Origin of the sequence: Aeromonas bivalvium (assembly GCF_046078285.1) — a bacterium.
GTDB classification, from domain to species: Bacteria; Pseudomonadota; Gammaproteobacteria; order Enterobacterales; family Aeromonadaceae; genus Aeromonas; species Aeromonas bivalvium.
On record NZ_JBGXBV010000005.1, the window covers coordinates 24,263 to 44,834 of the forward strand.

Genomic DNA, 20,572 nt, shown 5'->3' on the forward strand with positions numbered 1-20,572 from the left:
CCCTGGGGTGGCGCTTTGCATGGCGATCAGGGCGCGCCCTGGCAACCATGGCGGTCAAGGCCCCTTGCTGCGGCACTGCTTGCCGGGATAGCCGGGCAGATCCCGGGCCGCCTGGGTGCAGGCGAGTCGCTTGGCCTGCTGCAGGCGCGCCGTCAGGTTCTCCCGGGTCACCGGCAGCCACTGCATCTGCTGGCCCAGCCAGCTGGCCCAGGCAAACTCGACGAAGTAGACCTGCTTGTTCTTCTGGAAATAGCCGGCATCCTGCAACAGGCCCGCCAGGGTGCGGTAGGGGTAATCGGGCAGGGCGCCGATGCGGCCTGGCAACTGCCGGGGCATGATGGGCCGACCCCGTTCGTCCTTGAGCCAGGCCCAGTGGTTGTTCTGCATCTGGCTCCAGAATTGGTGCTCGTCCTGCAAACGGGCGATCACCTTGACCCTGGCCTCCCTGACCCCGGTCTGCCACAGGGCCGTGGTGAGATGATGCCGGTCCACCAGCCAGTAGCCGCCATCCGGGGCGATGACGACCGGGATCTCCTTCTTCTTCATGTAGGCATCGAGCCGCTGTTCATCCTTGCCCGCCAGCTTGCGCGCCGTCTCGTCTACCTGCAGCTGGCCTATGCCCGCCTGGGTCGGGTGCAGCTTGGCGATCGCCACCTGGCACCAGCTCCCCACCCGGGTCTCGGGCCGACACGGCTCCAGCCCCCAGGCCCCCTGACTCAACAACCCCAGTATCACCCACACTAGCTTCATTCGATCCCCTCAACCGATCCCGTTCACACCCAGATAAAAAGGGCCCATGCCAGCCCGGGTCGGCGCTGGCGGTCTGACCAGCAATGGGGATATCATGTTTTCCCACCGGCAGGCGAGCACTTGTCGCCGACTTTTCTCCCCGCTTCACATTAAGGATCTGACCATGACAGGATGGCGCCCCTTGCTGTTACTGCTGGCCATGGGCGCTGCCCAGGCCGCCGATGTTCCGCCCGATGCCAGACTCGCCGCCGAGCAGACGGTGGTGCGCCATCTCAAGGATGAGCCCAGCAGCCTGAACCCCCTCAAGCTGGTCGGCCTGCCCGAGTTGCAGGTGGTGCGGGATCTGTTCGAGGGGCTGCTGACCCAGGGCCCGGATGGCAGCGTGCAGCCCGGGGTCGCCCTGTCATGGCACAGTGACGACAACCAGCACTTTCGCTTCCAGTTGCGCCAGGATGCCGCCTGGTCAAACGGAGATCCGGTCACGGCACACGATTTCGTCCATGGCTGGCGCCGGCTGGTCGACCCCAAAGAGGGAGCCACTTTCGCCTGGTTCGCCCAGCTCGCCCATTTCGAGAACGTGGACAGGATAGTGGCCGGCGAGCTGAGCCCTGAGCGGCTCGGGGTCAAGGCCATCGATGACCACACCCTCGAGGTCAGCCTCTCCCAGCCGGTGCCCTATTTTCTCAACCTGCTGACCCACCCCAGCCTCTCGCCCCTGCATCGGGCCAGCATGGCGCAACACGGCCAGCAGTGGACCCAGCCCGGCAAGCTGGTCGGCAATGGCGCCTTCATGCTGGCGGACCGGGTCGTCAACGAGCGGCTCGATCTGGTGCCCAATCCCCACTACTGGGACAGGGCCCACACCGTGCTGACCAGGGTCACCTTCCTGCCCATCAACCAGGAGAGCGCGGCCACCCAGCGCTATCTGGCGGGGGACATAGACATCACCGAATCCTTCCCCAAGGAGCAATACGCCAGGCTGATCAAGCAGATCCCAGGCGAGGTCCATACGCCGGAGCAGCTGGGCACCTACTACTACGCCTTCAACACCCGTCAGCCTCCCCTCGACGACGTGCGGGTGCGCAAGGCGCTCTCCTATGCCATCGACCGGCGGCTCATCGCCGACAAGGTGCTGGGCACGGGGGAGAAACCCGCCTACCACTTCACCCCGGACGTGACCGCCCACTTCAGCCCCAAGCCCAATCCGCTCTCGACCCTGAGCCAGGAGGCGCTCGATGCCCAGGCCAGACAGCTGCTGGCCGAGGCCGGCTATGGTCCCCAGCGCCCCCTCACCCTGACCCTGCTCTACAACACGGCTGAGGTGCACAAGAAACTGGCCCTGGCCGTGGCCAGCATGTGGAAGCAGAAGCTGGGCGCCCGGGTCGAACTCACCAATCAGGAGTGGAAGAGCTATCTCGACAGCCGCCAGAGCGGCCAGTTCCAGGTGATCCGCTCCTCCTGGGTGGCCGACTACAACGACCCCTCCGCCTTCCTCGAACTGTGGCGCAGCAGCAACGGCGGCAACATGGCCCGCTTCGCGAATCCGGGCTACGACGCCCTGCTGGATCAGGCCTCCCGCGACACCAGCCAGGCCAGTCGCGGCCAGCTGTTCGATCGGGCCGAAGCCCTGCTGCAGGAGCAGGCCCCGATAGCCCCCCTCTACCAGTACACCAATGCCAGGCTGATCAAGCCCTGGCTCAAGGGTTACCCCATCAACAATCCGGAAGACGTGGCCTACAGCCGCCAGCTCTATCTGCTCGCCCACTGAGCCAGCCCCAGGTGACCGCCGGGTCGCGGTCACCTGCCCCAACAGAAATGGCGTCATTTTTGTCCTGTACCCGGCGGCCATTACGCCATAAAATAGCCGTTAATCAGCCACTTACTAACAATCCACTCAACGAACATGCCTCGTCTTCTCCTCCTGACCCTGCTGCTCAGTCCGCTCACTCACGCCGCGTCCCCCCCTCCTCGGGAAGATCAGTGCCGTCAGGCCTTCTTGCAATGGATGCTGGATCAGCAGCAGGTGTTCAGCGATCGCAAGGCGAGCAAGCAGGATCGCCGCCAGGCGGAGCGCGCCATCGATCTGGTGCGGGCCGAATATGAGAAGGAGGAGAGCTTCTGCCAGAGCATGGCCCTGGCCCGGCAGAAGCTGGGGGCCGATCCCCGCTTCAAGCCAAGACGCGGCGAGATCCACGACTTCACGCCGGATCAGGGCTGAGCCCCCCTGCTGCCAGGGGGACCTCTCTGGCAACAAAAAGCCCCGCATCAGGCGGGGCTTTTTGTCGAGACAGGGTCATAGACCCCGAGTCCGATACCGGCCGGGATCAGACCACGGCTTCGCCGTGATGCTCGGGCACCTTGGCCATGGCGTCCAGCACCACCTGGATACCGGCCCCCGGCTTGCAGGCGTTTTCGCTCAGGTGACGGCGCCAGGCGCGGGCCCCCGGCATGTTCTGGAACAGCCCCAGCATGTGGCGGGTCACGTGGGAGAGGTAGTTGCCCTTGGCCAGCTCCTGCTCCAGGTAGGGCAGCATCATGCGCACCACCTCGTGGCGGCTCGGCACCGCTCCCTGCTGGCCGAACACCCGGTTGTCCACCTGGGCCAGGATATAGGGATTCTGGTAGGCTTCGCGCCCCATCATCACACCATCCAGATGTTGCAGATGCTCCAGCGTCTGCTCCAGGCTGGTGACACCGCCGTTGAGGGCGATGGTCAGCTCGGGGTAATCCTGCTTGACCCGGTAGACCCGCGGATAGTCCAGCGGCGGGATCTCGCGGTTCTCCCGGGGGCTCAGGCCGCTGAGCCAGGCCTTGCGGGCATGGACGATGAAGGTATCGCAACCGGCATCGCGCACCTGCTCGATGAAGGCCTGCAAGAATTCGTAGGAGTCCTGATCGTCGATGCCGATCCGGGTCTTGACGGTCACCGGAATGGCCACCACGTCGCGCATCGCCTTGATGCAGTCGGCCACCAGGGCGGGCTCCCCCATCAGGCAGGCGCCGAAACGGCCGTTCTGGACCCGATCCGACGGGCAGCCCACGTTGAGGTTGATCTCGTCATAGCCCCGCTCCTCGGCCAGCCTGGCGCAGTGGGCCAGATCAGCCGGGTTGCTGCCCCCCAGTTGCAGGGCGATGGGGTGCTCCTGCTCGCTGTAGCCCAGATAATCGCCCTTGCCGTGGATGATGGCGCCCGTGGTGACCATCTCGGTATAGAGCAGGGTCTGACGGCTCATCAAACGGTGAAAGTAACGGCAATGCCGATCGGTCCAGTCCAGCATGGGGGCGATGGAGAAGCGCTGCGCCTGCATAAAGATCATCCGGGTGGCTATGGGAGGGGGCGGATATTAGCACAAGGGACGCCGCGCCCAGAAAATGAATTTTGACGCCGCGCCAAGAGAGGCCCTATGTTAGTATCCGCAGACGATACAGGCCATTTGCGTGATCATGAATCAAGACCAATTGCTACAAGCCGCCGAGCGCCTCTGCCAACAGCGCGGCATTCGCTTCACCCCGACCCGGCGCCAGGTATTTCGCCTGCTGGCTGCCCATGGCAATGCCATCAGCGCTTACGATCTGCTGGCCCAGTTGCAGAAGACCGAGGCCAGCGCCAAGCCGCCGACCGTCTATCGCGCCCTCGATTTTCTGCTCGAGCAGGGGTTTGCCCACAAGGTGGAGTCCCTCAACGCCTTCATCTTCTGCTGTCACTTCGACCATGCTCATCCCATGCAGCTGCTGATCTGCGATCGCTGCGGCGACGTGGTCGAGCTCCATGACGATGCCATCGACCACGCATTCTCCGAGCAGGCCCGTCTGCATGGCTTTACCATTACCAACAAGACCATAGAGGCTCATGGACAGTGCGTCCGCTGCGCGCCTCCCGTAGGAAGTCAACATGAAGGCTGATTTTGTCAATCCGTTCCTGCTCTCCCTGCTCAACGTGCTGTCCACCATGGCCCAGCTCGAGCTGACCCCGGGCAAGCCCAAGCGCAAACTCGACGAGCTGGCCCGTGGCGATGTCTCCGGTCTCATCGGCATGGTCGGCCCCCAGACCCGGGGTTCTCTCTCCATCAGCTTCGAGAAGGGGCTGGCACTGGAGATCATGCGCCGCATGCTGGGGGAGGCGCCGACCACCATCAACGAGGAGGTCACCGACATGGTGGGGGAGATCACCAACATGGTCACCGGCGGCGCCAAGCGCATGCTGGGGGAGAAGGGCTATGAGTTCGACATGGCGACCCCCGTCATCGTCTCGGGGCCCAATCACACCATTACTCACAAGGCGGATGGCAGCAAGATCATGATGCCGTTCGACTCTGAGTACGGCCGGGCCACCATCGAAATCTGCTTCGAGTAACGGCCATGTGGCGCCTGCTGAAATGGTGTCTCGTCGGGCTTGTCCTGCTGCTGATCGGCTCCGACATCGAGCTGAGCACCTCCCTCTATCGCTACCAGGACAACAAGGTGGAGATCGCCTTCCCCCGCTGGGAGAGCCAGCATCCCTGGGCCACCTTCTCCTGGCATGCAGGCGAGAGCCGGTTCCACTGGTACGGTCTGGCGGGCAAGCCCGTCGCCGAGCCGCTCTGAGTGCGCACGGTTGACAGCGAGAGGCCGGCCCATGCCGGCCTTTCTCTTATCTAAGTCCCCCGCCCTCCCTCGCCTCTCCCCAGATGGGGATGGCCGTACCAAAGGGTTTGACATCTGGTTGTTCGTTATATAGAACGTTCGTTATATGGAACGTTCTATATAACGAACAGGAAACCATCATGGATAAACCCCTTCTCGATACCCTGGGGCGCCACCTCCAGGCGTTGCGACTGGCCCGCGGCCTGTCTCTCTCCCAACTGGCCCAGGATGCCGGCATCGCCAAGTCGAATCTGTCGCGCCTGGAGCAGGGGTGCGGCAACCCCACCCTGGATACCGTCTGGCGCATCGCCATTCAGCTCAACGTGCCGTTCGGCAACCTGGTGGCCCCCATCTGCGCCCCCGTCTTTGACGACGGCATGCAGGTCAGGCTGATCGATCAGGGCACGGATGATCCCCATGTGGATGTCTACTGGATGTCCTGCGCCCCCCACGCACAGCGACGCGCCGAGCCCCACTCACCAGGATCGTCCGAATCCATCACCATCATCAGCGGCCAGCTTGAGGTGGGCACGGAAGGGCACACCAGGCGGCTGAATCCGGGGGAGAGCCACACCTTCCCCGCCGATCAGCCCCATCTCTATCGCGCCGGGGAGACCTGGGTCACCCTGCTGGTCACCATCGTCTACGCAAGCAAGGGGAACGCCCCATGACCCAGACAACCAAGACCACAGGCCAGCGCCCCTTCGTCATGGGGCTGCTCGAGGCGGTGCCCCTGCTGGGGGGCTATATCCCGGTCGCCGTCTCCTTCGGCCTGATCGCCATCCAGGCTGGCTTCAGCCCCTGGGAAGCCGTGATCGTCTCCACCCTCATCTATGCCGGGGCATCCCAGTTCCTGTTCGTGGCCATGGTGGCCTCGGGGGCGCCGCTCTGGCTGGTGGTGGTCATGACACTGCTGATCAATGCCCGCCACCTGGTCTATGGACCGAATCTGGCCCCCTATCTGCCCCGCAGCCGATGGTGGCCCTGGCTGATGCACGGCCTCACGGATCAGATCTTCGCCCTGGCCCACACCCGCCTGCCACAGCTGGCACCGGCAGAGCGCCTGGGCTGGTTCACGGGGGCCATGCTGCTCGCCTGGGCCAGCTGGATTGGGGGCACCGCACTCGGGGCCATCGCGGGCGGTGAGCTGACGGCGCGCTGGCCCCTGCTCGGCGAGGTGATGCCCTTCGCACTGCCGGCTCTGTTCCTGGTGCTGCTGGCGCCACGCTTTACCTCACGCCAGTGGTCCCTGACCCTGGGCAGCGCCATCCTGGGAGCCATGGTGCTCAAGATGATGGGCTTTGCCAATGCGGCCATTCCCCTGGCGGCCATCTGCGGCGCCATCCTCTTCTACCTGATGGAAACCAACTCGAAGACGGGAGAAACACAACATGGATAGCGCCCTCTGGCTCGCCATGCTCGCCGCGGCGGCGGGCACCTTCTTGCTGCGGATGCTGCCCCTGCTCTGGATGCAGCGACACCTGGATCGCCGCGACAATCAGGAGACGGTGGAGCAGATGCCGGTCTGGCTCAGGGTGCTGGGCCCGGCCATGATAGCGGCCATGTTCGGCGTCTCCGTGGTCCCCGCCAGCCTCACCCTCACCTCCTGGCTGGCCACCCTGCTCGGAGGGGCGCTGACCCTGGCGGTCTGGTATCGCACCCGCTCCCTGGGCTGGCCCGTGTTTGCCGGTGTGGCCATGTACGGTGTCGTCGAGATAGTCGCCAGCCTCACTCGATAGCAGAAAGGTGCAACAGAGCCCCTGACCAGATCACCAATAAAAAAAGAGCCAGCAGTGACTGCTGGCTCTTTTTTTATTGGGGGAAGCGAGTCGGGATCAGGCGGTCGCGTCGCTCACCTGGCCCGCGTTGCCGCGCACCATGACGCCCAGGCCACAGGCCACAAGGGTCGGCAGCAACCAGGCCAATCCCTTGTCAAACAGCGGCAAGAAGGCGAAGGCATCCATCTTCATGCCGGCAGCGCCCAGACCATCCAGGCAACCGAACAGGAAGGCCACGGCCAGCACCAGACGGAACGTCAGGCGGGGACGACCGAAATACCCCTTCAGGAAGGTGACCAGCACCAGGGCGACCGCGACCGGGTAGATGGCAACCAGCACAGGGATGGAGAGGCTGATCAGCTGGCTCAGACCCACGTTGGCTACCAGGGCGCAGGCGGCACCCAGGATCACCACCAGCTTGCGATACGCCATGCCGGTGAGGTTGTGGAAGAAGTCGGCACAGGCGGAGATCAGACCCACGGCGGTGGTGAAGCAGGCCAGGGTGATGATGGCCGCCAGGATGAACTGGCCCGGCTGACCGAACAGGCTCAGCACATAGGCGCTGACGATGGCGCCACCATTGCTGGTATCGGTCGCCACGCCGGCGGCAGAGTTGCCCAGCTGGAACAGGGAGATGTAGACCACGGCCAGACCGATGGCGGAGATCACGCCCGCGATGGCCAGATACTTGAACTGGCTCTGGTAGTCATTGATGCCCTTCTTGCGCAGGATATCGACGATCAGGGCACCAAACATCAGGGAGGCCAGGGTATCCATGGTGTTGTACCCCTCAAGGATCCCCTTGATGAAGGCATCATTCTGGTAGTCGGCCACTGCGGCAGGCATGGTGCCCTGGGGCGCCACGAACACACCGATGGCCAGCACCAGCAGCAACAGCATCAGCACCGGGGTCAGCAACTTGCCGATGGCATCCATCAGACGACCCTGATTGAGGGAGACCAGGATGGCAGCACCGAAGAAGACCAGGGTGTAGATCAGCAGGCCCTGGGCACCCATCTCGCCCAGGAAGGGCTTGAGACCCATCTCGTAGGCCACCAGGCCGGTACGGGGGGCGGCGAAGGCCGGGCCTATGATGATATAGATGGCGACAGCCAGCGCACTGGCGATGCCGACGGGCAGCAGCTTGGTCATGCCGGCCCAGCCGTTACCCGCCTTGGCGACGGCCAGTATGGTGATGAGCGGCAGACCCACGGCGGTGACCAGGAAGCCAAACATGGCCAGGGTCATGTTCTCGCCAGCGAGGAAACCCGCCAGGGGCGGGAAGATGATGTTGCCGGCGCCCAGATAGAAGGCGAAGGTCATAAAGCCCAATCCGAGCACATCAGATAATGTCAGTGATTTCGTCAAGTTCAACCTCGTCTGTCTTGTAAACTATTGCTTGTTATAGTTTTTTATTGGTCATCGCCCCGGAAATTCACCGGGTAAAAAAAAGGAGCCCCGCGCGTTTTTTCATCACGACCAGTGGTTTTGGCTGGTCTTGGGCGGGTGCTCATTTAAGTGCCAGCATAATGATGTGAAAAAATAGTTCAAGACGAAATTTACATCTTCAAATAGAAGGGGGCGGTCAGTTGGATATATCTGTTGGAATAGCCACCATCAGCAGAATGGATCACAATTTCACCCCGCTCACACCTGTTTAATTCTCTGCCTAGCAGCAGTAAAACACGATTTGCCGCTTTTCCGGATTTGGTGATAACAGCTGTATAACAAAGTTCGTGCAGATCATAGTGCGGCAAACTGGATATTATTTCATCAGCCAGCGCCGTCGGCAGCACCAGGGCGACCCGTCCCCGAGGGGCGAGCAGACGATCACAGGCATCGAGCAAGTCCCGGCTGTCCAGGGAGCCCCGGTGGCGCGCCTGGGCCCTGGCGGGATCCTCGAACCCTTGCCCGGCACCGAAATAGGGCGGATTGGAGACAATGAGATCATAGGGCGGCGCCTCATGCTGCTGGATGGCTCCCCCCCTCATCTGCACCCGACTCGCCCAGGGCGACGCCGCCACGTTTTCCCGTGCCTGGGCCAGCGCCGCCGCCTCCAGCTCGACTCCCGTGATCTGGCAATCGGGGCCGCTGCGCTGCGCCAGCATCAGGGCGATGAGGCCGCTGCCACTGCCGATGTCCAGCACCCGCCTGGCTCCCTCAACGGGCGCCCAGGCGCCGAGCAGTATGCCATCCGTGCCCACCTTCATGGCACAGCGGTCATGGTCGATATGAAACTGCTTGAAGGTAAAACCACGGCTTGGGCTCATCTGTTTCCCGCTCTGACGAAAAAGGGTCGGGGATTATAGCCAGTTCCCGCCGCCAGCCATAGGAGACGACGCCATAATCGCCTATAATCTGCCGTTTCCTTAATGACCGAGCATTGCCATGAGCCAATCCTTTGATGATTTCGACCTGAATCCAGCCCTCAACCGGGCCCTGGCCGAGATGGGGTTCACCCGTCCCACCACCATTCAACAGATGGTGCTTGAGCCCGCACTGGAGGGTCGTGACATCCTGGCTTCTGCGCCCACTGGCACCGGCAAGACGGCCGCCTTCCTGCTGCCGGCCATGCAGCATCTGCTGGATTTCCCGCGCCGCAAGCCGGGGCCGTGCCGCATGCTGATCCTCACCCCGACCCGCGAGCTGGCCCTGCAGATCACGGCCCATGCCAAGGCGTTGGCGGCGCACACCCATCTGAGCATCGAGACCATCATAGGCGGCGTCAGCCATGAAGAGCAGCTGCCGGCACTGACCAAGACCACGGACATTGTGGTCGCCACCCCGGGCCGCCTGCTGGAGTACATCGACAAGGAGGAGTTCGAGAGCCACGACATCGAGGTGCTGGTGCTGGATGAGGCGGATCGCATGCTGGACATGGGCTTCATCAAGGACGTGAACCGCATCGTGGCCGAGGCGCGTTACCGCAAGCACACCATGCTGTTCTCCGCCACCCTGGAGGGGGCGGGTCTGGAGAAATTTGCCAACGAGATCCTCAACGAGCCCGTCGAGCTGCATGCCGAGCCGCCCCGCAGCGAACGGCGCAAGATCACCCAGTGGATCCACCTGGCCGACGACGCCGCCCACAAGCTGGCGCTGCTGACCCATATCCTCAAGGATCCCGAGACCCAGAAGGCCATCGTCTTCGTTCGTACCCGCGAGCGGCTGGCCGAGCTCTCCGGCCAGTTGCAGGCGGCCGGTGTCTCCTGCGCCTGGATCCGTGGCGAGATGGAGCAGAGCAAGCGCATCGAGTCGATCCGCAAGTTCCACGAGGGTGAAGTGCCCTTCCTCATCGCCACCGACGTCGCCGCTCGCGGCATCGACCTGCCCAACGTCAGCCATGTCATCAACTACGACATGCCCTATGGCACCGATGTCTATGTGCATCGCATCGGTCGCACCGGCCGGGCCGGCAACCGTGGCTGTGCCATCAGCCTGGTGGAGGCCCACGACATGGCCATGGTGGCCAAGATCGAGCGCTACACCGAAGAGCGGCTCAAGCGTCGGGTCATCGACACCCTGCGTCCCAAGCACAAGGAAGCCCGGGTGCCGGTGAAGAAGAAAAAGCCGAAGGATGCCAAGAAGAAATCGGCGAAGAAGAAAAAGAAATAATCGCGCCTTCCGCGCGCTGATTCTGCCTGTGCACGGCCATCTTCGGATGGCCGTTTTCGTCTTCGCGTGCGGGATGAGGCAACTGTCTTTGTGGCAGAACGTGCCGACAACGGCGGCGAACAGGCAAGAAAAAGCCGACGTATGAACGTCGGCGAATAAAAAGTGCTTACAACAGAGGATTCACATATTAAGACCCGGGGGCCAGTGATTGGTTCCCTGCTATTTCAATTAATTTTCCGAGCGCTTGAACATCAGGGTGCCGTCGCCGGACTCCTCGGCCACGAACCGGTAGCCGCCGCTGTCGAAACCGGTCAGCTGCTCGACCCGGGTCAGGCGGTGCTTGATGATGTAGCGGGCCATCATGCCCCTCGCCTTCTTGGCGTAGAAGCTGATGATCTTGAACTGGCCGTTCTTCTCGTCCTTGAAGACCGGGGTGACGATCCTGCCCTTGAGCGCCTTGGGGCGCACCGATTTGAAATACTCGTCGGAAGCCAGGTTGATCAGCACGTCGTCCCCCTGGGCGGCCAGGGCGCGATTGAGCTGCTCCGTGATGATGTCGCCCCAGAACTGGTAGAGGTCCTTGCCCCGCTCGTTGTCGAGCCGGATCCCCATCTCGAGACGATAGGCCATCATCAGATCGAGGGGACGCAGCACCCCGTAGAGCCCGGACAGCATGCGCAGATGCGCCTGGGCGAAGTCAAAATCCCCCTCCTCGAAATCCTCGGCCGCAAGCCCGGTATAGACATCCCCCTTGAAGGCCAGGATCGCCTGGCGGGCGTTGGCCGGGGAGAAATCGGGCTGCCACTCGGCAAAGCGGGCGGCATTGAGGCCGGAGAGCTTGTCGCTGATCTTCATCAGGCTGGCAATCTGGGCCGGGCTCAATTGCCGCGCCCGTTCGATCAGACGGGCGGAGTGATCCAGCAGTTCGGGTTGAGTGAAACGGGCGGTCGCCAGCGGCGACTCGAAATCCAGCGTCTTGGCCGGGGAAACCACAATCAGCATAACGATCCTATCTCAAGGGAGGGGCCGGCGGCCCCTATTCATCCACAGTCACGCCCTCCAGCGTACCAGAATCCAGGGGCCCCTTGCCGGACAACTTTATCTGCAGGCGCAGATCGTTGGCCGAATCCGCATGGGCCAGCGCCTCGGCAAGGCCGATGCGCCCCGCCATGAACAGCTGGAACAGGCCCTGATCGAAGGTCTGCATCCCCAGCTCAGGGGATCGGGTCATCACCTCCTTGAGGCGGTGCATCTCCCCCTTGCGGAGGATGTCGCTGATGATGGGGGTATTGAGCATCACCTCGAACACGGCGCAACGTCGCCCGCCATCGAGGGCCGGCACCAGTTGCTGGGCTATGATGCCCCTCAGGTTGCAGGAGAGATCGAACAGCAGCTGGCGGTGCTTCTCGGTCGGCACCAGATGCAGGATGCGATCGATCGCCTGGTTGGCGTTGTTGGCATGGAGGGTGGCGAGGCACAGGTGCCCCGTCTCGGCAAACTGCAGGGCGAAGGCCATGGTCTCGGCGCTGCGGACCTCGCCGATGAGGATCACATCCGGCGCCTGACGCAGCGAGCTCTTGAGGGCGACATCGAATGAAGCAGTGTCTATTCCCACCTCCCGCTGGGTGATCAGGCTGCGACCGTGCCGGTGCACGAACTCCACCGGATCTTCCACCGTCAGTATGTGGCCTTCGCTGTGTTGATTGCGATAGCCAATCATGGCGGCCTGGGTAGTGGTTTTGCCGGTGCCGGTCGCCCCGACGAACAGCACCAGCCCCCGCTTGGCCATGCCTATCTCCTTGAGGATGTCGGGCAGGCCCAGCTCCTCGAAGGTGGGGATGCGGGTCTCTATCCGGCGCAGCACCATGCCGGGCAACGCCTGTTGCCAGAAGGCGCTGACCCGAAACCGGCCAAGGCCCGGCCTGTGGATGGCGTAGTTCGCCTCCTGAGTCGCCATGAAGCGCGCGAGATGGTCCGGGCTCAGGGTCTCCCGGATCAGGGCCTGGGTCTGCTCCTCATCGAGCTGGGCCTCATCGATGGGCTGCAGCCGGCCATCCACCTTGACCATGGGGCGACTGCCCACGGTGACGAACAGATCCGATCCTTGCCGTTCAACCAGCTGTGCCAACAGCGACTCGAGTGTCATACGCGCTCCTAGATAGAGTTGGGATCCACCGCCTTGGCCTTGGCATCCAGCGACGCCACCGTGCCACGCCCCACCAGCTGCTTGAGGCTCTGATCCATGGTTTGCATGCCGTGCACCATCCCCGTCTGGATCACGGAGTAGAGCTGGGCCACCTTGTCTTCCCGGATGAGGTTGCGCACCGCCGGGATGCCCAGCATGATCTCGTGGGCCGCGACCCGGCCACCGCCGATCCGCTTGAGCAGGGTCTGGGAGATGACGGCCCGCAGGGATTCGGACAGCATGGATCGCACCATGTCCTTCTCCGATCCGGGGAAGACATCGATGATCCTGTCTATGGTCTTGGCCGCCGACGAGGTGTGCAGGGTGCCGAATACCAGATGACCTGTCTCCGCCGCCGTCATGGCGAGGCGTATGGTCTCGAGGTCACGCATCTCCCCCACCAGTATGATGTCCGGATCCTCCCGCAGCGCCGAACGCAGGGCGTTGGCGAAGCTTCTGGTATCCCTGTGCACCTCCCGCTGGTTCACCAGGCAGCGCTTGTTCTCGTGCACGAACTCGATGGGATCTTCGATGGTGAGGATGTGGTGATGGAAATTCTCGTTGATGTAGTTGACCATGGCCGCCAGCGTGGTGGACTTGCCCGAGCCGGTCGGCCCGGTCACCAGCACCAGGCCGCGGGGATACTCGGCGATCTTCTGGAAGATCTCGGGGGCATCGAGATCCTCCAGGGTCAGCACTGTGCTCGGAATGGTGCGAAAGACGGCCCCGGCCCCCCGGGATTGCTGGAAGGCATTGACCCGAAAGCGCGCCATGTTGGGCACCTCGAACGAGAAGTCGACCTCCAGGTTCTCCTCCAGCTCCTTGCGTTGATGGTCGTTCATGATGTCGTAGATGAGGGCATGGACTTCTCGCTGATCCAGCGCCGGCAAATTGATCTTGCGCACCTCGCCATCAACCCGGATCATCGGTGGCACCCCGGCCGAGAGATGTAGATCCGAGGCGTTATGTTTTACACTAAAGGCCAATAACTCTGTGATATCCATAGACTTGTCATTCTCCCATCACAAGACAGTTAACGAAATATGAGCCAGATTCTGCAACAGCTGACAGGGGTCAGGGCACGCATGGAGCAGGCCGCCGCCGCGGCCGGACGAGACCCTGCCCACATCCGCCTGCTCGCGGTCAGCAAGACCAAACCCGTCGAGGCCATCCGTGACGCCTACCAGGCCGGGCAGCGCCGCTTCGGCGAATCCTATGCCCAGGAGGCCTGCGCCAAGATTGATGCCCTGCGCAGCCAGGGCGACTTCGCCGATATTGAATGGCACTTCATCGGTCCCCTGCAGTCCAACAAGTCCCGGCTGGTGGCAGAGCGGTTCGATTGGGTGCAAAGCGTCGATCGAGACAAGCTTGTCGAGCGCCTCGCCCGGCAGAGGCCGGCGCAACTTGCGCCGCTAAATATCTGTCTGCAAATCAATATTAGTGGAGAGAGTAGCAAATCCGGCGCATCTGAATCAGAGATTTTCCGGCTGGCCCAGCTGGTCGCACAGTCGGATCGGCTGCGGCTGCGCGGCCTGATGGCCATCCCCCAGCACACCCAGGACCCGGACGTGCTGGGGCAACAGATGCAGAGCATGCAGGCTCTGTTCACCCGGCTTGCGCAACAATATCCCACGGTCGATACCCTCTCGATGGGCATGACGGAGGATCTGGAGGCCGCCATCTTGCATGGCAGTACCATGGTCCGGGTCGGCACCGCCATCTTCGGGGCCCGCGACTATTCATGAGGCACGCAGGCCACACACAGGCGTCGCCGCGCCCCTGCGGGACGCAAGCGAACTCGACATACCCAGACATCATCAGCAGGAGAGCTTGATGCAACAGAGAAGTATTGCCTTCATCGGGGCGGGTAACATGAGCCGCAGCATCATAGCCGGCCTTCGCCAAGCGGGTTATCCGGCGGATCGGATCCTTGCCGCCAACCCTAGCCGCCCCAAGCTCGACGAGCTGGCGCAGCAATTTGGCATCGGCATCACCCAGGATAATGCGAAGGCCGCCAGGGCGAGCGAGGTCATAGTGCTGGCCGTCAAGCCCCAGCTGATGGCCACCATGCTGGCGCAGCTGGTGTCCGAGCTGGGTTCCCTTGAGGGCAAGCTACTCATCTCCATCGCCGCCGGGATCCGGATCGAACGCCTGAGCGACATGGCCGGCGGCCACCCACGCATCATCCGCACCATGCCCAACACCCCTTCCCTGCTCGGCCTTGGCATGACGGGCCTCTATGCCCCCGCCGCCATCGATGCAGAGGACAGGCTGTACGCAGAGCAGCTGATGCAGTCCGTCGGCAAGACCCTCTGGGTCGAGCAGGAGGCCGGCATCAATGGCGTCATCGCGGCCGCCGGCAGCGCCCCTGCCTACTTCTTCCTGTTCATGCAGGCCATCGCCGAACAGGCAGAGGCCATGGGCTTCAGCCCGCAGCAGGCCAGGTTGCTGGTGCAACAGACCGCGCTGGGCGCCGCCACCATGGTCGAGCAGAATCCCCAGCTGTCGCTGCAGGCCCTACGCGAGCAGGTGACCAGCAAGGGAGGCACCACGGCCGAAGCCGTGCGCACCTTCCAGGAGCAGGGGCTGATGCCGCTCACCGCCCAGGCCATGCAGGCGGCCGTCGCTCGCGCCGCCGAGATGGAAACCCTTTTCTAAACCAGGAGTTCAGATGAACACTGCTTACTTTTTGATTAATACCGTCTTCGATCTCTACCTCATGGTGGTGCTGCTGCGCGTCTGGCTGCAGTGGGCCCGTGCCGATTTCTACAACCCCATGAGCCAGATGGTGGTCAAGCTGACCAATCCGCTGGTGGTGCCCCTGCGCCGGATCATTCCGGGTCTGGGGGGGCTGGATCTCGCCTCCGTGGTGCTGGCGCTGCTGATCGCCTTCGCCAAGCTGGCCCTGCTCAAGACCCTGAACGTCATGGTCGCCGACTGGCTGACCCTGAGCCTGTTCGCCCTGCTGACCGTGCTGAAGAAGGCCGGCTCCATGATCTTCTGGATCCTGCTGATCCGCGCCATCCTGAGCTGGGTAAGCCAGGGCCGCAACCCCATCGAGTACGTGATGCACCAGCTCACCGAACCCTTCCTCGCCCCCATCCGCCGCATACTGCCGGCACTGGGCGGCCTGGATCTTTCCGTGCTGGTCGCCTTTATCGGCCTGCAGGCCATAAACTATCTATTGGGTGATCTGTTTGGTCAGCTGTGGTGGATGATCTGATGGCGGCCGTCGCCTGGCAAAGTGATGTCCTGGTGCTGCACCTGGTCATCCAGCCCAAGGCGAGCCGGGATCAGATTGTCGGCCTGCATGGTGAGGAGCTGAAGGTCGCCATCACGGCGCCGCCGGTGGATGGGCAGGCCAATGCCCACCTCATCAGGTTTCTGGCCAAACAGTTCCGGGTCGCCAAGGGGCAGGTTCGCCTGCTGCGTGGCGAGCTCGGTCGCCACAAGACGGTGGCGATCGAGACGCCCAGACAGGTCCCGGCTGAAATAGCCGCCCTGCTTGCCACGACCCCAAGCTAATTCGATGAGAAGGATGACGCGATGAAAACAGCATGGGTTTTCCTGCTGACCCTGTTGATGACGCTGCCGCTGCGGGCGGAGCAGTCTCAGACCCTGGGTCCCTGGCAGGTGCACTATAACGCCTTCAACTCCAGCTTCCTGACCCCTGAGGTCGCCAAGGCCTACGGGCTGGAGCGCAGCCGCTACAACGGCATCCTCAACATTGCGGTGCAGGACAAGAGCGGCAAGGCACTGGCGGTGGGCATGACGGGGCAGGCGAAGAACCTGACCGGTACCCTGCGCACCCTCAGCTTCCAGCAGGTCAAGGAGGGAGACGCCATCTACTATCTGGCGGTGCTGCCCTATCGCAACGAGGATACCTATCAGTTCACCATCAACATCATGGCGGATGGCCGGCAGGAGACCCTCAAGTTTCAGCAGACCTTCTACGTGGATTGATCCTCGGGACTCCCATCAAAAAGGGGCATCATCTGATGCCCCTTTTTCTATCATGGCGGCGCCATCATGGCTCGGGATCGACAAACTGCAGCTCGGGGGCATGGGAGGTGAGCACATCGGCGCAATAATCCCAGGTCGAGATGCGGTAGTGCTGGATGTCATCGTCCAGATGCAGGCCATCGGATTCCTGATGAAACCAGCTGGCGAAGCGGGATGGGGTGATGAGCTGGATCTGCTCCTCTATGGCATGGCTGTCCTTCCCCTCCGCCAGATCGCAATCCTCCATCACCCGCACCGCCAGGATATGGCGAAAGTGCACGCGACACAGGATCTGGGGGGGCAAGTCTATGCTGCGGGCACGGCCCAGCACCACGGTCAGGGCATCGCTCCATACGTCCTGATGCAGCTCTGCCACCACCAGGCCAGGGGGAAGTTGACGGGACGGAGCCCAGGGGACGGCAACCTGCCGAATGGCGTTTTTCTGTTCCATCGTCTACCTCCACTACAGCAAGCTGTATAACTTGAGTGTATCCGAAACGAAAAGCGGTGACAGAAGGAAGAAAAAACCCGGCGGGCGCCGGGTTTTGGAAGATTACTTGACGGCGTCTTTGAGTGCCTTGCCGGCCACAAAGGAGGGCACGTTCGCGGCGGCAATCTGGATCTCTTTACCGGTTTGCGGGTTGCGACCGGTACGGCCAGCGCGATGGTTCACCTTGAAGGTGCCAAACCCTACCAACTGGACTGCATCACCTTCTTTCAGGCTCTGGGTGATACCATTGATGATCTCTTCCAGGGCCACTTTCGCCTGAGCCTTGCTCAGATCCGCTTTGGCGGCAATCGCATCGACAAGTTGAGCTTTGTTCATAACATTTCCTTTATGATCGGGCATTTAGCACTTGGTCACTCTATGCAAAAAAAAAGACTCAGGCAAAGGCTTTATCCCGAGGCCCGACTCAAATGCTGGGCTTTTCATCAAGAAGTGAGAAAAAAGTCACAGATCCAGCCAGGATGCGGCTTATTCTGACCGCAACCGCGCGAAAACAGCCCCTGTCATGGAAGGGACTTGTCACGCTCCCCCTGGATGAGGTAACAATATCCTTACAATACGAGGCCGAGCCAAGATCCCATTGCCTGATGGCCCTTGCTGTCGTCACTCAGGACGCCGGAGCCAGAATGCTCCCAGTCTATGCCCCACGGAGGGACTATGTTAACTGAACTGGAAAAGACCAAGCGCGCACTGACAGGAAAGCACAAGGCGATCGATGACTGGCTCGAGGCAAGGCAGGCCCTGCTGGTCGAGTACATCCGCCTCGCCGGGCTCAGCCCCTCCCGCAGCAAGCAGCAACGTTGCCTTCCCGGTTGTCCCGAACTGCAGCAGTTTTGCGAACAGCTGGTCGACTATGTCAGCGCCGGGCATTTCGAGATCTATCACCATGTGGTGAATGCCTTCGAACAGGCCAGTGGCGACAGCCTGGAGCTGGCCAAGCGCATCTACCCCCATATCCGCAGCTGCACCGAATTTGCCCTCGAGTTCAATGACAAATACAGCGATGCCAGCGAAGAGCAGCTGTTGAGCCTGGATGAGGATCTCAACAAGCTGGGGCCAGTCCTGGAGGACAGATTCAAATACGAGGACAGGTTGATCAGCGCCCTGCATGTGGTCGAAACCCTGAGCGGTCAACCCGGTTGAGTGCAATCTTGGCACCAGCGCAACGTTCCGGGTTGGCGTCTGGGTTACACTCAGGGTCAGGATCTCCAAGCAGGACATGATGATGACAGAGCGCCGCCACTTCTCACGCATACTCTACGCCACCCTGGCCAGCCTGAGTCAGGGGGCCCAGAGCTGGACCACCCAGCTGGTCGATGTCTCCCTGCAGGGCGCCCTGCTGGTGCGCCCCACCGACTGGCACTCGGGGCAGGATCGGGACTATCGCCTGAGTTTCCGTCTGGCGGGCAGCGACATAGTGCTGACCATGGAGGTCGAGCTGAGCCATGAAGAAGGCGATCGCCTCGGTTTTTACTGCCATCACATGGATATCGACAGCGCCACTCACCTCAAGCGCATGATCGAACTCAATGTGGGGGACGAGGCCCTGCTGCACCGGGAGCTGGAACAGTTGCTGGCCGAGCACCTGGATCACCCCCACCCCTGACCGGCACGCCGGTTGCCGTCAGAAATGCAAAGAGGGCGCCGCGGCGCCCTCTCTCGTTTCTCCTGCTCCCTCAGAGCGCCTCCAGGGCATCGGCCAGCTTCTTGACCGGCACCACCTCCATCCCCTCGATGGCATGCTTGGGGGCATTGGCATGGGGCACGATGGCACGGCGAAAACCGTGTTTGACCGCCTCCTGCAGCCGCTCCTGACCGGAGGGCACGGGACGTATCTCGCCGGAGAGCCCCACCTCGCCGAACACCACCAGATCCTTGGGCAGTGCCTGATCGCGAAAGCTCGATACCATGGCCAGCAGCAGGGCCAGATCCGCGCTGGTCTCCTCGACCTTGACGCCACCCACCACGTTGATGAACACATCCTGATCCGCCATCTGCAAGCCACCATGACGATGCAGCACCGCCAGCAGCATGGCGAGGCGGTTGTGATCCATACCCACCGCCACCCGGCGCGGGTTGGAGAGCTGGGAGTAATCCACCAGCGCCTGCAACTCCACCAGCAGCGGCCGGGTGCCTTCCCAGATCACCATGACGATGGAGCCCGGCGCCTGCTCCTCGCCCCGGCTCAAGAAGATGGCCGAGGGATTGCTCACCTCCTTCATCCCCTGCCCCGTCATGGCAAACACCCCCAGCTCGTTGACGGCGCCGAAGCGGTTCTTGTGGGAACGCAGGGTGCGAAAGCGCGAGTCATGGCCGCCATCGAGCATGATGGAGCAGTCGATGCAGTGTTCGAGCACCTTGGGGCCCGCCAGGGTGCCGTCCTTGGTGACATGGCCCACCATGAAGATGGCCACATGATTCTGCTTGGCGTAACGGGTGAGCAGGGCGGCCGCCTCGCGCACCTGGGAGACGGAGCCGGGCGCGGACTGCACGTCCGCCACATGCATCACCTGGATGGAGTCGATGACCATCAGCTGGGGTTGCTCCTGCTGGGCGATGAGGCAGATCTGCTCGACACTGGTCTCGGACAGCATCCGCAGCTTGTCGGTGGGCAGGCCGAGGCGGTTGGCCCGCATCGCCACCTGCTGCAATGACTCCTCCCCGGTCACATAGAGGGTCTTCATCCGCTCGGCCAAACCGCACATGGTCTGCAGCAGCAGGGTAGACTTGCCCGCCCCCGGGCTGCCGCCGATCAACACGGCCGAGCCCGGCACCACGCCACCGCCGAGCACCCTGTCCAGCTCCTTGAAGCCGGAGGAGAAGCGGGGGATCTCTGTGGTCGCTATCTCGGCCAGGGTCTGCACCTGGCTGCCGACCGCGCCGGCATAGCCGCCATAACGTGCCCCCTTGCCCGGCGTGACACTGCCAAGGCGCACTTCAGTGATGGTGTTCCACTCCTTGCACTCGCCGCACTGGCCCTGCCAGCGGCTGAAGGCGGCACCACACTCGGAGCAGACGTAAGCTGTTTTATTTTTGGCCATGGATAACTCGGGGACAGAATGAATGCCTGCTTGATATACTCGGTTCAGCCCGACAGATCAAACCCAGACTCGG

General features: G+C 62.5%; 26 protein-coding genes. 16 read left to right on the top strand and 10 right to left on the bottom strand.

The genetic code is table 11. From position 1 onward, the window contains the following. Positions 1-54: 54 nt before the first annotated feature. Positions 55-750, bottom strand: a complete 696-nt coding sequence (locus ACEUCR_RS12705) for a ParB-like protein (RefSeq protein WP_408790610.1) — start codon at positions 748-750, stop codon at positions 55-57. Between the two features lie 163 nt (positions 751-913). On the opposite strand from ACEUCR_RS12705, the gene ACEUCR_RS12710 reads away from it, so the two are divergent. Beyond that, entirely contained in the window at positions 914-2,518 is a 1,605-nt protein-coding gene (locus ACEUCR_RS12710) for a peptide ABC transporter substrate-binding protein (RefSeq protein ID WP_408790612.1), read from the top strand. 135 nt (positions 2,519-2,653) lie between these two features. Beyond that, the gene (locus ACEUCR_RS12715; protein ID WP_392441567.1) at positions 2,654-2,968 is read left to right on the top strand and encodes a hypothetical protein; all 315 of its coding nucleotides are present in this window, start codon (positions 2,654-2,656) and stop codon (positions 2,966-2,968) included. A gap of 106 nt (positions 2,969-3,074) precedes the next feature. On the opposite strand, the gene dusA is transcribed toward ACEUCR_RS12715, so the two are convergent. Beyond that, positions 3,075-4,058: a tRNA dihydrouridine(20/20a) synthase DusA gene (dusA, locus tag ACEUCR_RS12720; protein ID WP_408790615.1), complete on the bottom strand. Its 984-nt coding sequence runs from the start codon at positions 4,056-4,058 to the stop codon at positions 3,075-3,077. A gap of 136 nt (positions 4,059-4,194) precedes the next feature. Here dusA and zur point away from each other — a divergent pair, with 136 nt between their 5' ends. From zur to ACEUCR_RS12750, 6 genes are all read left to right on the top strand, one after another. Then, positions 4,195-4,653, top strand: coding sequence for a zinc uptake transcriptional repressor Zur (zur, locus tag ACEUCR_RS12725; protein WP_042002307.1), 459 nt, complete (start codon positions 4,195-4,197; stop codon positions 4,651-4,653). Beyond that, on the top strand, positions 4,643-5,104 hold the full coding sequence (locus tag ACEUCR_RS12730) for a chemotaxis protein CheX (RefSeq protein ID WP_042002159.1): 462 nt from the start codon (positions 4,643-4,645) through the stop codon (positions 5,102-5,104). The genes zur and ACEUCR_RS12730 overlap by 11 nt, the downstream gene beginning before the upstream one ends. 5 nt (positions 5,105-5,109) lie before the next feature. Continuing rightward, on the top strand, positions 5,110-5,334 hold the full coding sequence (locus tag ACEUCR_RS12735) for a hypothetical protein (protein ID WP_042002157.1): 225 nt from the start codon (positions 5,110-5,112) through the stop codon (positions 5,332-5,334). Positions 5,335-5,513: 179 nt separating this feature from the next. Then, the gene (locus tag ACEUCR_RS12740; protein ID WP_042002155.1) at positions 5,514-6,044 is read left to right on the top strand and encodes a helix-turn-helix domain-containing protein; all 531 of its coding nucleotides are present in this window, start codon (positions 5,514-5,516) and stop codon (positions 6,042-6,044) included. After that, on the top strand, positions 6,041-6,772 hold the full coding sequence (locus tag ACEUCR_RS12745) for an AzlC family ABC transporter permease (protein ID WP_392441563.1): 732 nt from the start codon (positions 6,041-6,043) through the stop codon (positions 6,770-6,772). Before ACEUCR_RS12740 ends, ACEUCR_RS12745 begins: the two co-directional genes overlap by 4 nt. After that, positions 6,765-7,112, top strand: coding sequence for an AzlD domain-containing protein (locus ACEUCR_RS12750; protein WP_042002151.1), 348 nt, complete (start codon positions 6,765-6,767; stop codon positions 7,110-7,112). Before ACEUCR_RS12745 ends, ACEUCR_RS12750 begins: the two co-directional genes overlap by 8 nt. Positions 7,113-7,208: 96 nt before the next feature. On the opposite strand, the gene brnQ is transcribed toward ACEUCR_RS12750, so the two are convergent. Beyond that, positions 7,209-8,519 carry a branched-chain amino acid transport system II carrier protein gene (brnQ, locus tag ACEUCR_RS12755; protein ID WP_392441559.1) on the bottom strand — a complete coding sequence of 437 codons (1,311 nt, stop codon included), beginning with the start codon at positions 8,517-8,519 and terminating at the stop codon, positions 7,209-7,211. Positions 8,520-8,710: 191 nt separating this feature from the next. After that, complete coding sequence (locus ACEUCR_RS12760; RefSeq protein ID WP_042002146.1) at positions 8,711-9,421, bottom strand: tRNA1(Val) (adenine(37)-N6)-methyltransferase; 711 nt, start codon at positions 9,419-9,421, stop codon at positions 8,711-8,713. A gap of 118 nt (positions 9,422-9,539) precedes the next feature. On the opposite strand from ACEUCR_RS12760, the gene srmB reads away from it, so the two are divergent. Further along, a complete protein-coding gene (gene srmB, locus ACEUCR_RS12765; RefSeq protein ID WP_042002143.1) occupies positions 9,540-10,763 on the top strand; it encodes an ATP-dependent RNA helicase SrmB in 1,224 nt (407 codons plus the stop codon). Positions 10,764-10,991: 228 nt separating this feature from the next. On the opposite strand, the gene yaaA is transcribed toward srmB, so the two are convergent. The 3 genes from yaaA to tapT are packed head-to-tail and all read right to left on the bottom strand — an operon-like array spanning position 10,992 to position 13,952. Then, a complete protein-coding gene (gene yaaA / locus ACEUCR_RS12770) occupies positions 10,992-11,765 on the bottom strand; it encodes a peroxide stress protein YaaA (protein WP_042002140.1) in 774 nt (257 codons plus the stop codon). Positions 11,766-11,799: 34 nt separating this feature from the next. Then, positions 11,800-12,909, bottom strand: a complete 1,110-nt coding sequence (locus ACEUCR_RS12775; RefSeq protein ID WP_408790618.1) for a PilT/PilU family type 4a pilus ATPase — start codon at positions 12,907-12,909, stop codon at positions 11,800-11,802. Positions 12,910-12,917: 8 nt separating this feature from the next. Next, on the bottom strand, positions 12,918-13,952 hold the full coding sequence (gene tapT / locus ACEUCR_RS12780; RefSeq protein WP_042002134.1) for a type IVa pilus ATPase TapT: 1,035 nt from the start codon (positions 13,950-13,952) through the stop codon (positions 12,918-12,920). A gap of 39 nt (positions 13,953-13,991) precedes the next feature. Here tapT and ACEUCR_RS12785 point away from each other — a divergent pair, with 39 nt between their 5' ends. From ACEUCR_RS12785 to ACEUCR_RS12805, 5 genes are all read left to right on the top strand, one after another. Further along, positions 13,992-14,693, top strand: a complete 702-nt coding sequence (locus ACEUCR_RS12785; RefSeq protein WP_042002131.1) for a YggS family pyridoxal phosphate-dependent enzyme — start codon at positions 13,992-13,994, stop codon at positions 14,691-14,693. Between the two features lie 88 nt (positions 14,694-14,781). Then, positions 14,782-15,606, top strand: a complete 825-nt coding sequence (gene proC / locus ACEUCR_RS12790; protein ID WP_408760328.1) for a pyrroline-5-carboxylate reductase — start codon at positions 14,782-14,784, stop codon at positions 15,604-15,606. A gap of 13 nt (positions 15,607-15,619) precedes the next feature. Further along, the gene (locus ACEUCR_RS12795; protein WP_042002125.1) at positions 15,620-16,171 is read left to right on the top strand and encodes a YggT family protein; all 552 of its coding nucleotides are present in this window, start codon (positions 15,620-15,622) and stop codon (positions 16,169-16,171) included. After that, positions 16,171-16,473, top strand: a complete 303-nt coding sequence (gene yggU / locus ACEUCR_RS12800; protein ID WP_042002121.1) for a DUF167 family protein YggU — start codon at positions 16,171-16,173, stop codon at positions 16,471-16,473. Before ACEUCR_RS12795 ends, yggU begins: the two co-directional genes overlap by 1 nt. A gap of 21 nt (positions 16,474-16,494) precedes the next feature. Further along, complete coding sequence (locus ACEUCR_RS12805) at positions 16,495-16,911, top strand: DUF4426 domain-containing protein (RefSeq protein WP_042002119.1); 417 nt, start codon at positions 16,495-16,497, stop codon at positions 16,909-16,911. 64 nt (positions 16,912-16,975) lie between these two features. Here ACEUCR_RS12805 and ACEUCR_RS12810 read toward each other — a convergent pair whose 3' ends face one another. Continuing rightward, positions 16,976-17,401: a hypothetical protein gene (locus ACEUCR_RS12810; protein WP_042002116.1), complete on the bottom strand. Its 426-nt coding sequence runs from the start codon at positions 17,399-17,401 to the stop codon at positions 16,976-16,978. A 102-nt stretch (positions 17,402-17,503) separates the two neighbouring features. After that, entirely contained in the window at positions 17,504-17,776 is a 273-nt protein-coding gene (hupA, locus tag ACEUCR_RS12815) for a nucleoid-associated protein HU-alpha (RefSeq protein WP_005305063.1), read from the bottom strand. Positions 17,777-18,115: 339 nt separating this feature from the next. Here hupA and rsd point away from each other — a divergent pair, with 339 nt between their 5' ends. Continuing rightward, complete coding sequence (rsd, locus tag ACEUCR_RS12820; RefSeq protein ID WP_111873193.1) at positions 18,116-18,601, top strand: sigma D regulator; 486 nt, start codon at positions 18,116-18,118, stop codon at positions 18,599-18,601. Between the two features lie 82 nt (positions 18,602-18,683). Then, positions 18,684-19,064: a PilZ domain-containing protein gene (locus tag ACEUCR_RS12825; RefSeq protein ID WP_042002304.1), complete on the top strand. Its 381-nt coding sequence runs from the start codon at positions 18,684-18,686 to the stop codon at positions 19,062-19,064. Between the two features lie 70 nt (positions 19,065-19,134). Here the strand turns inward: ACEUCR_RS12825 and radA are convergent, their stop codons facing one another. Then, positions 19,135-20,499 (bottom strand): DNA repair protein RadA, encoded by a 1,365-nt coding sequence (gene radA / locus ACEUCR_RS12830; protein ID WP_042002107.1) that lies wholly within the window; start codon positions 20,497-20,499, stop codon positions 19,135-19,137. Between the last annotated feature and the right edge of the window lie 73 nt (positions 20,500-20,572).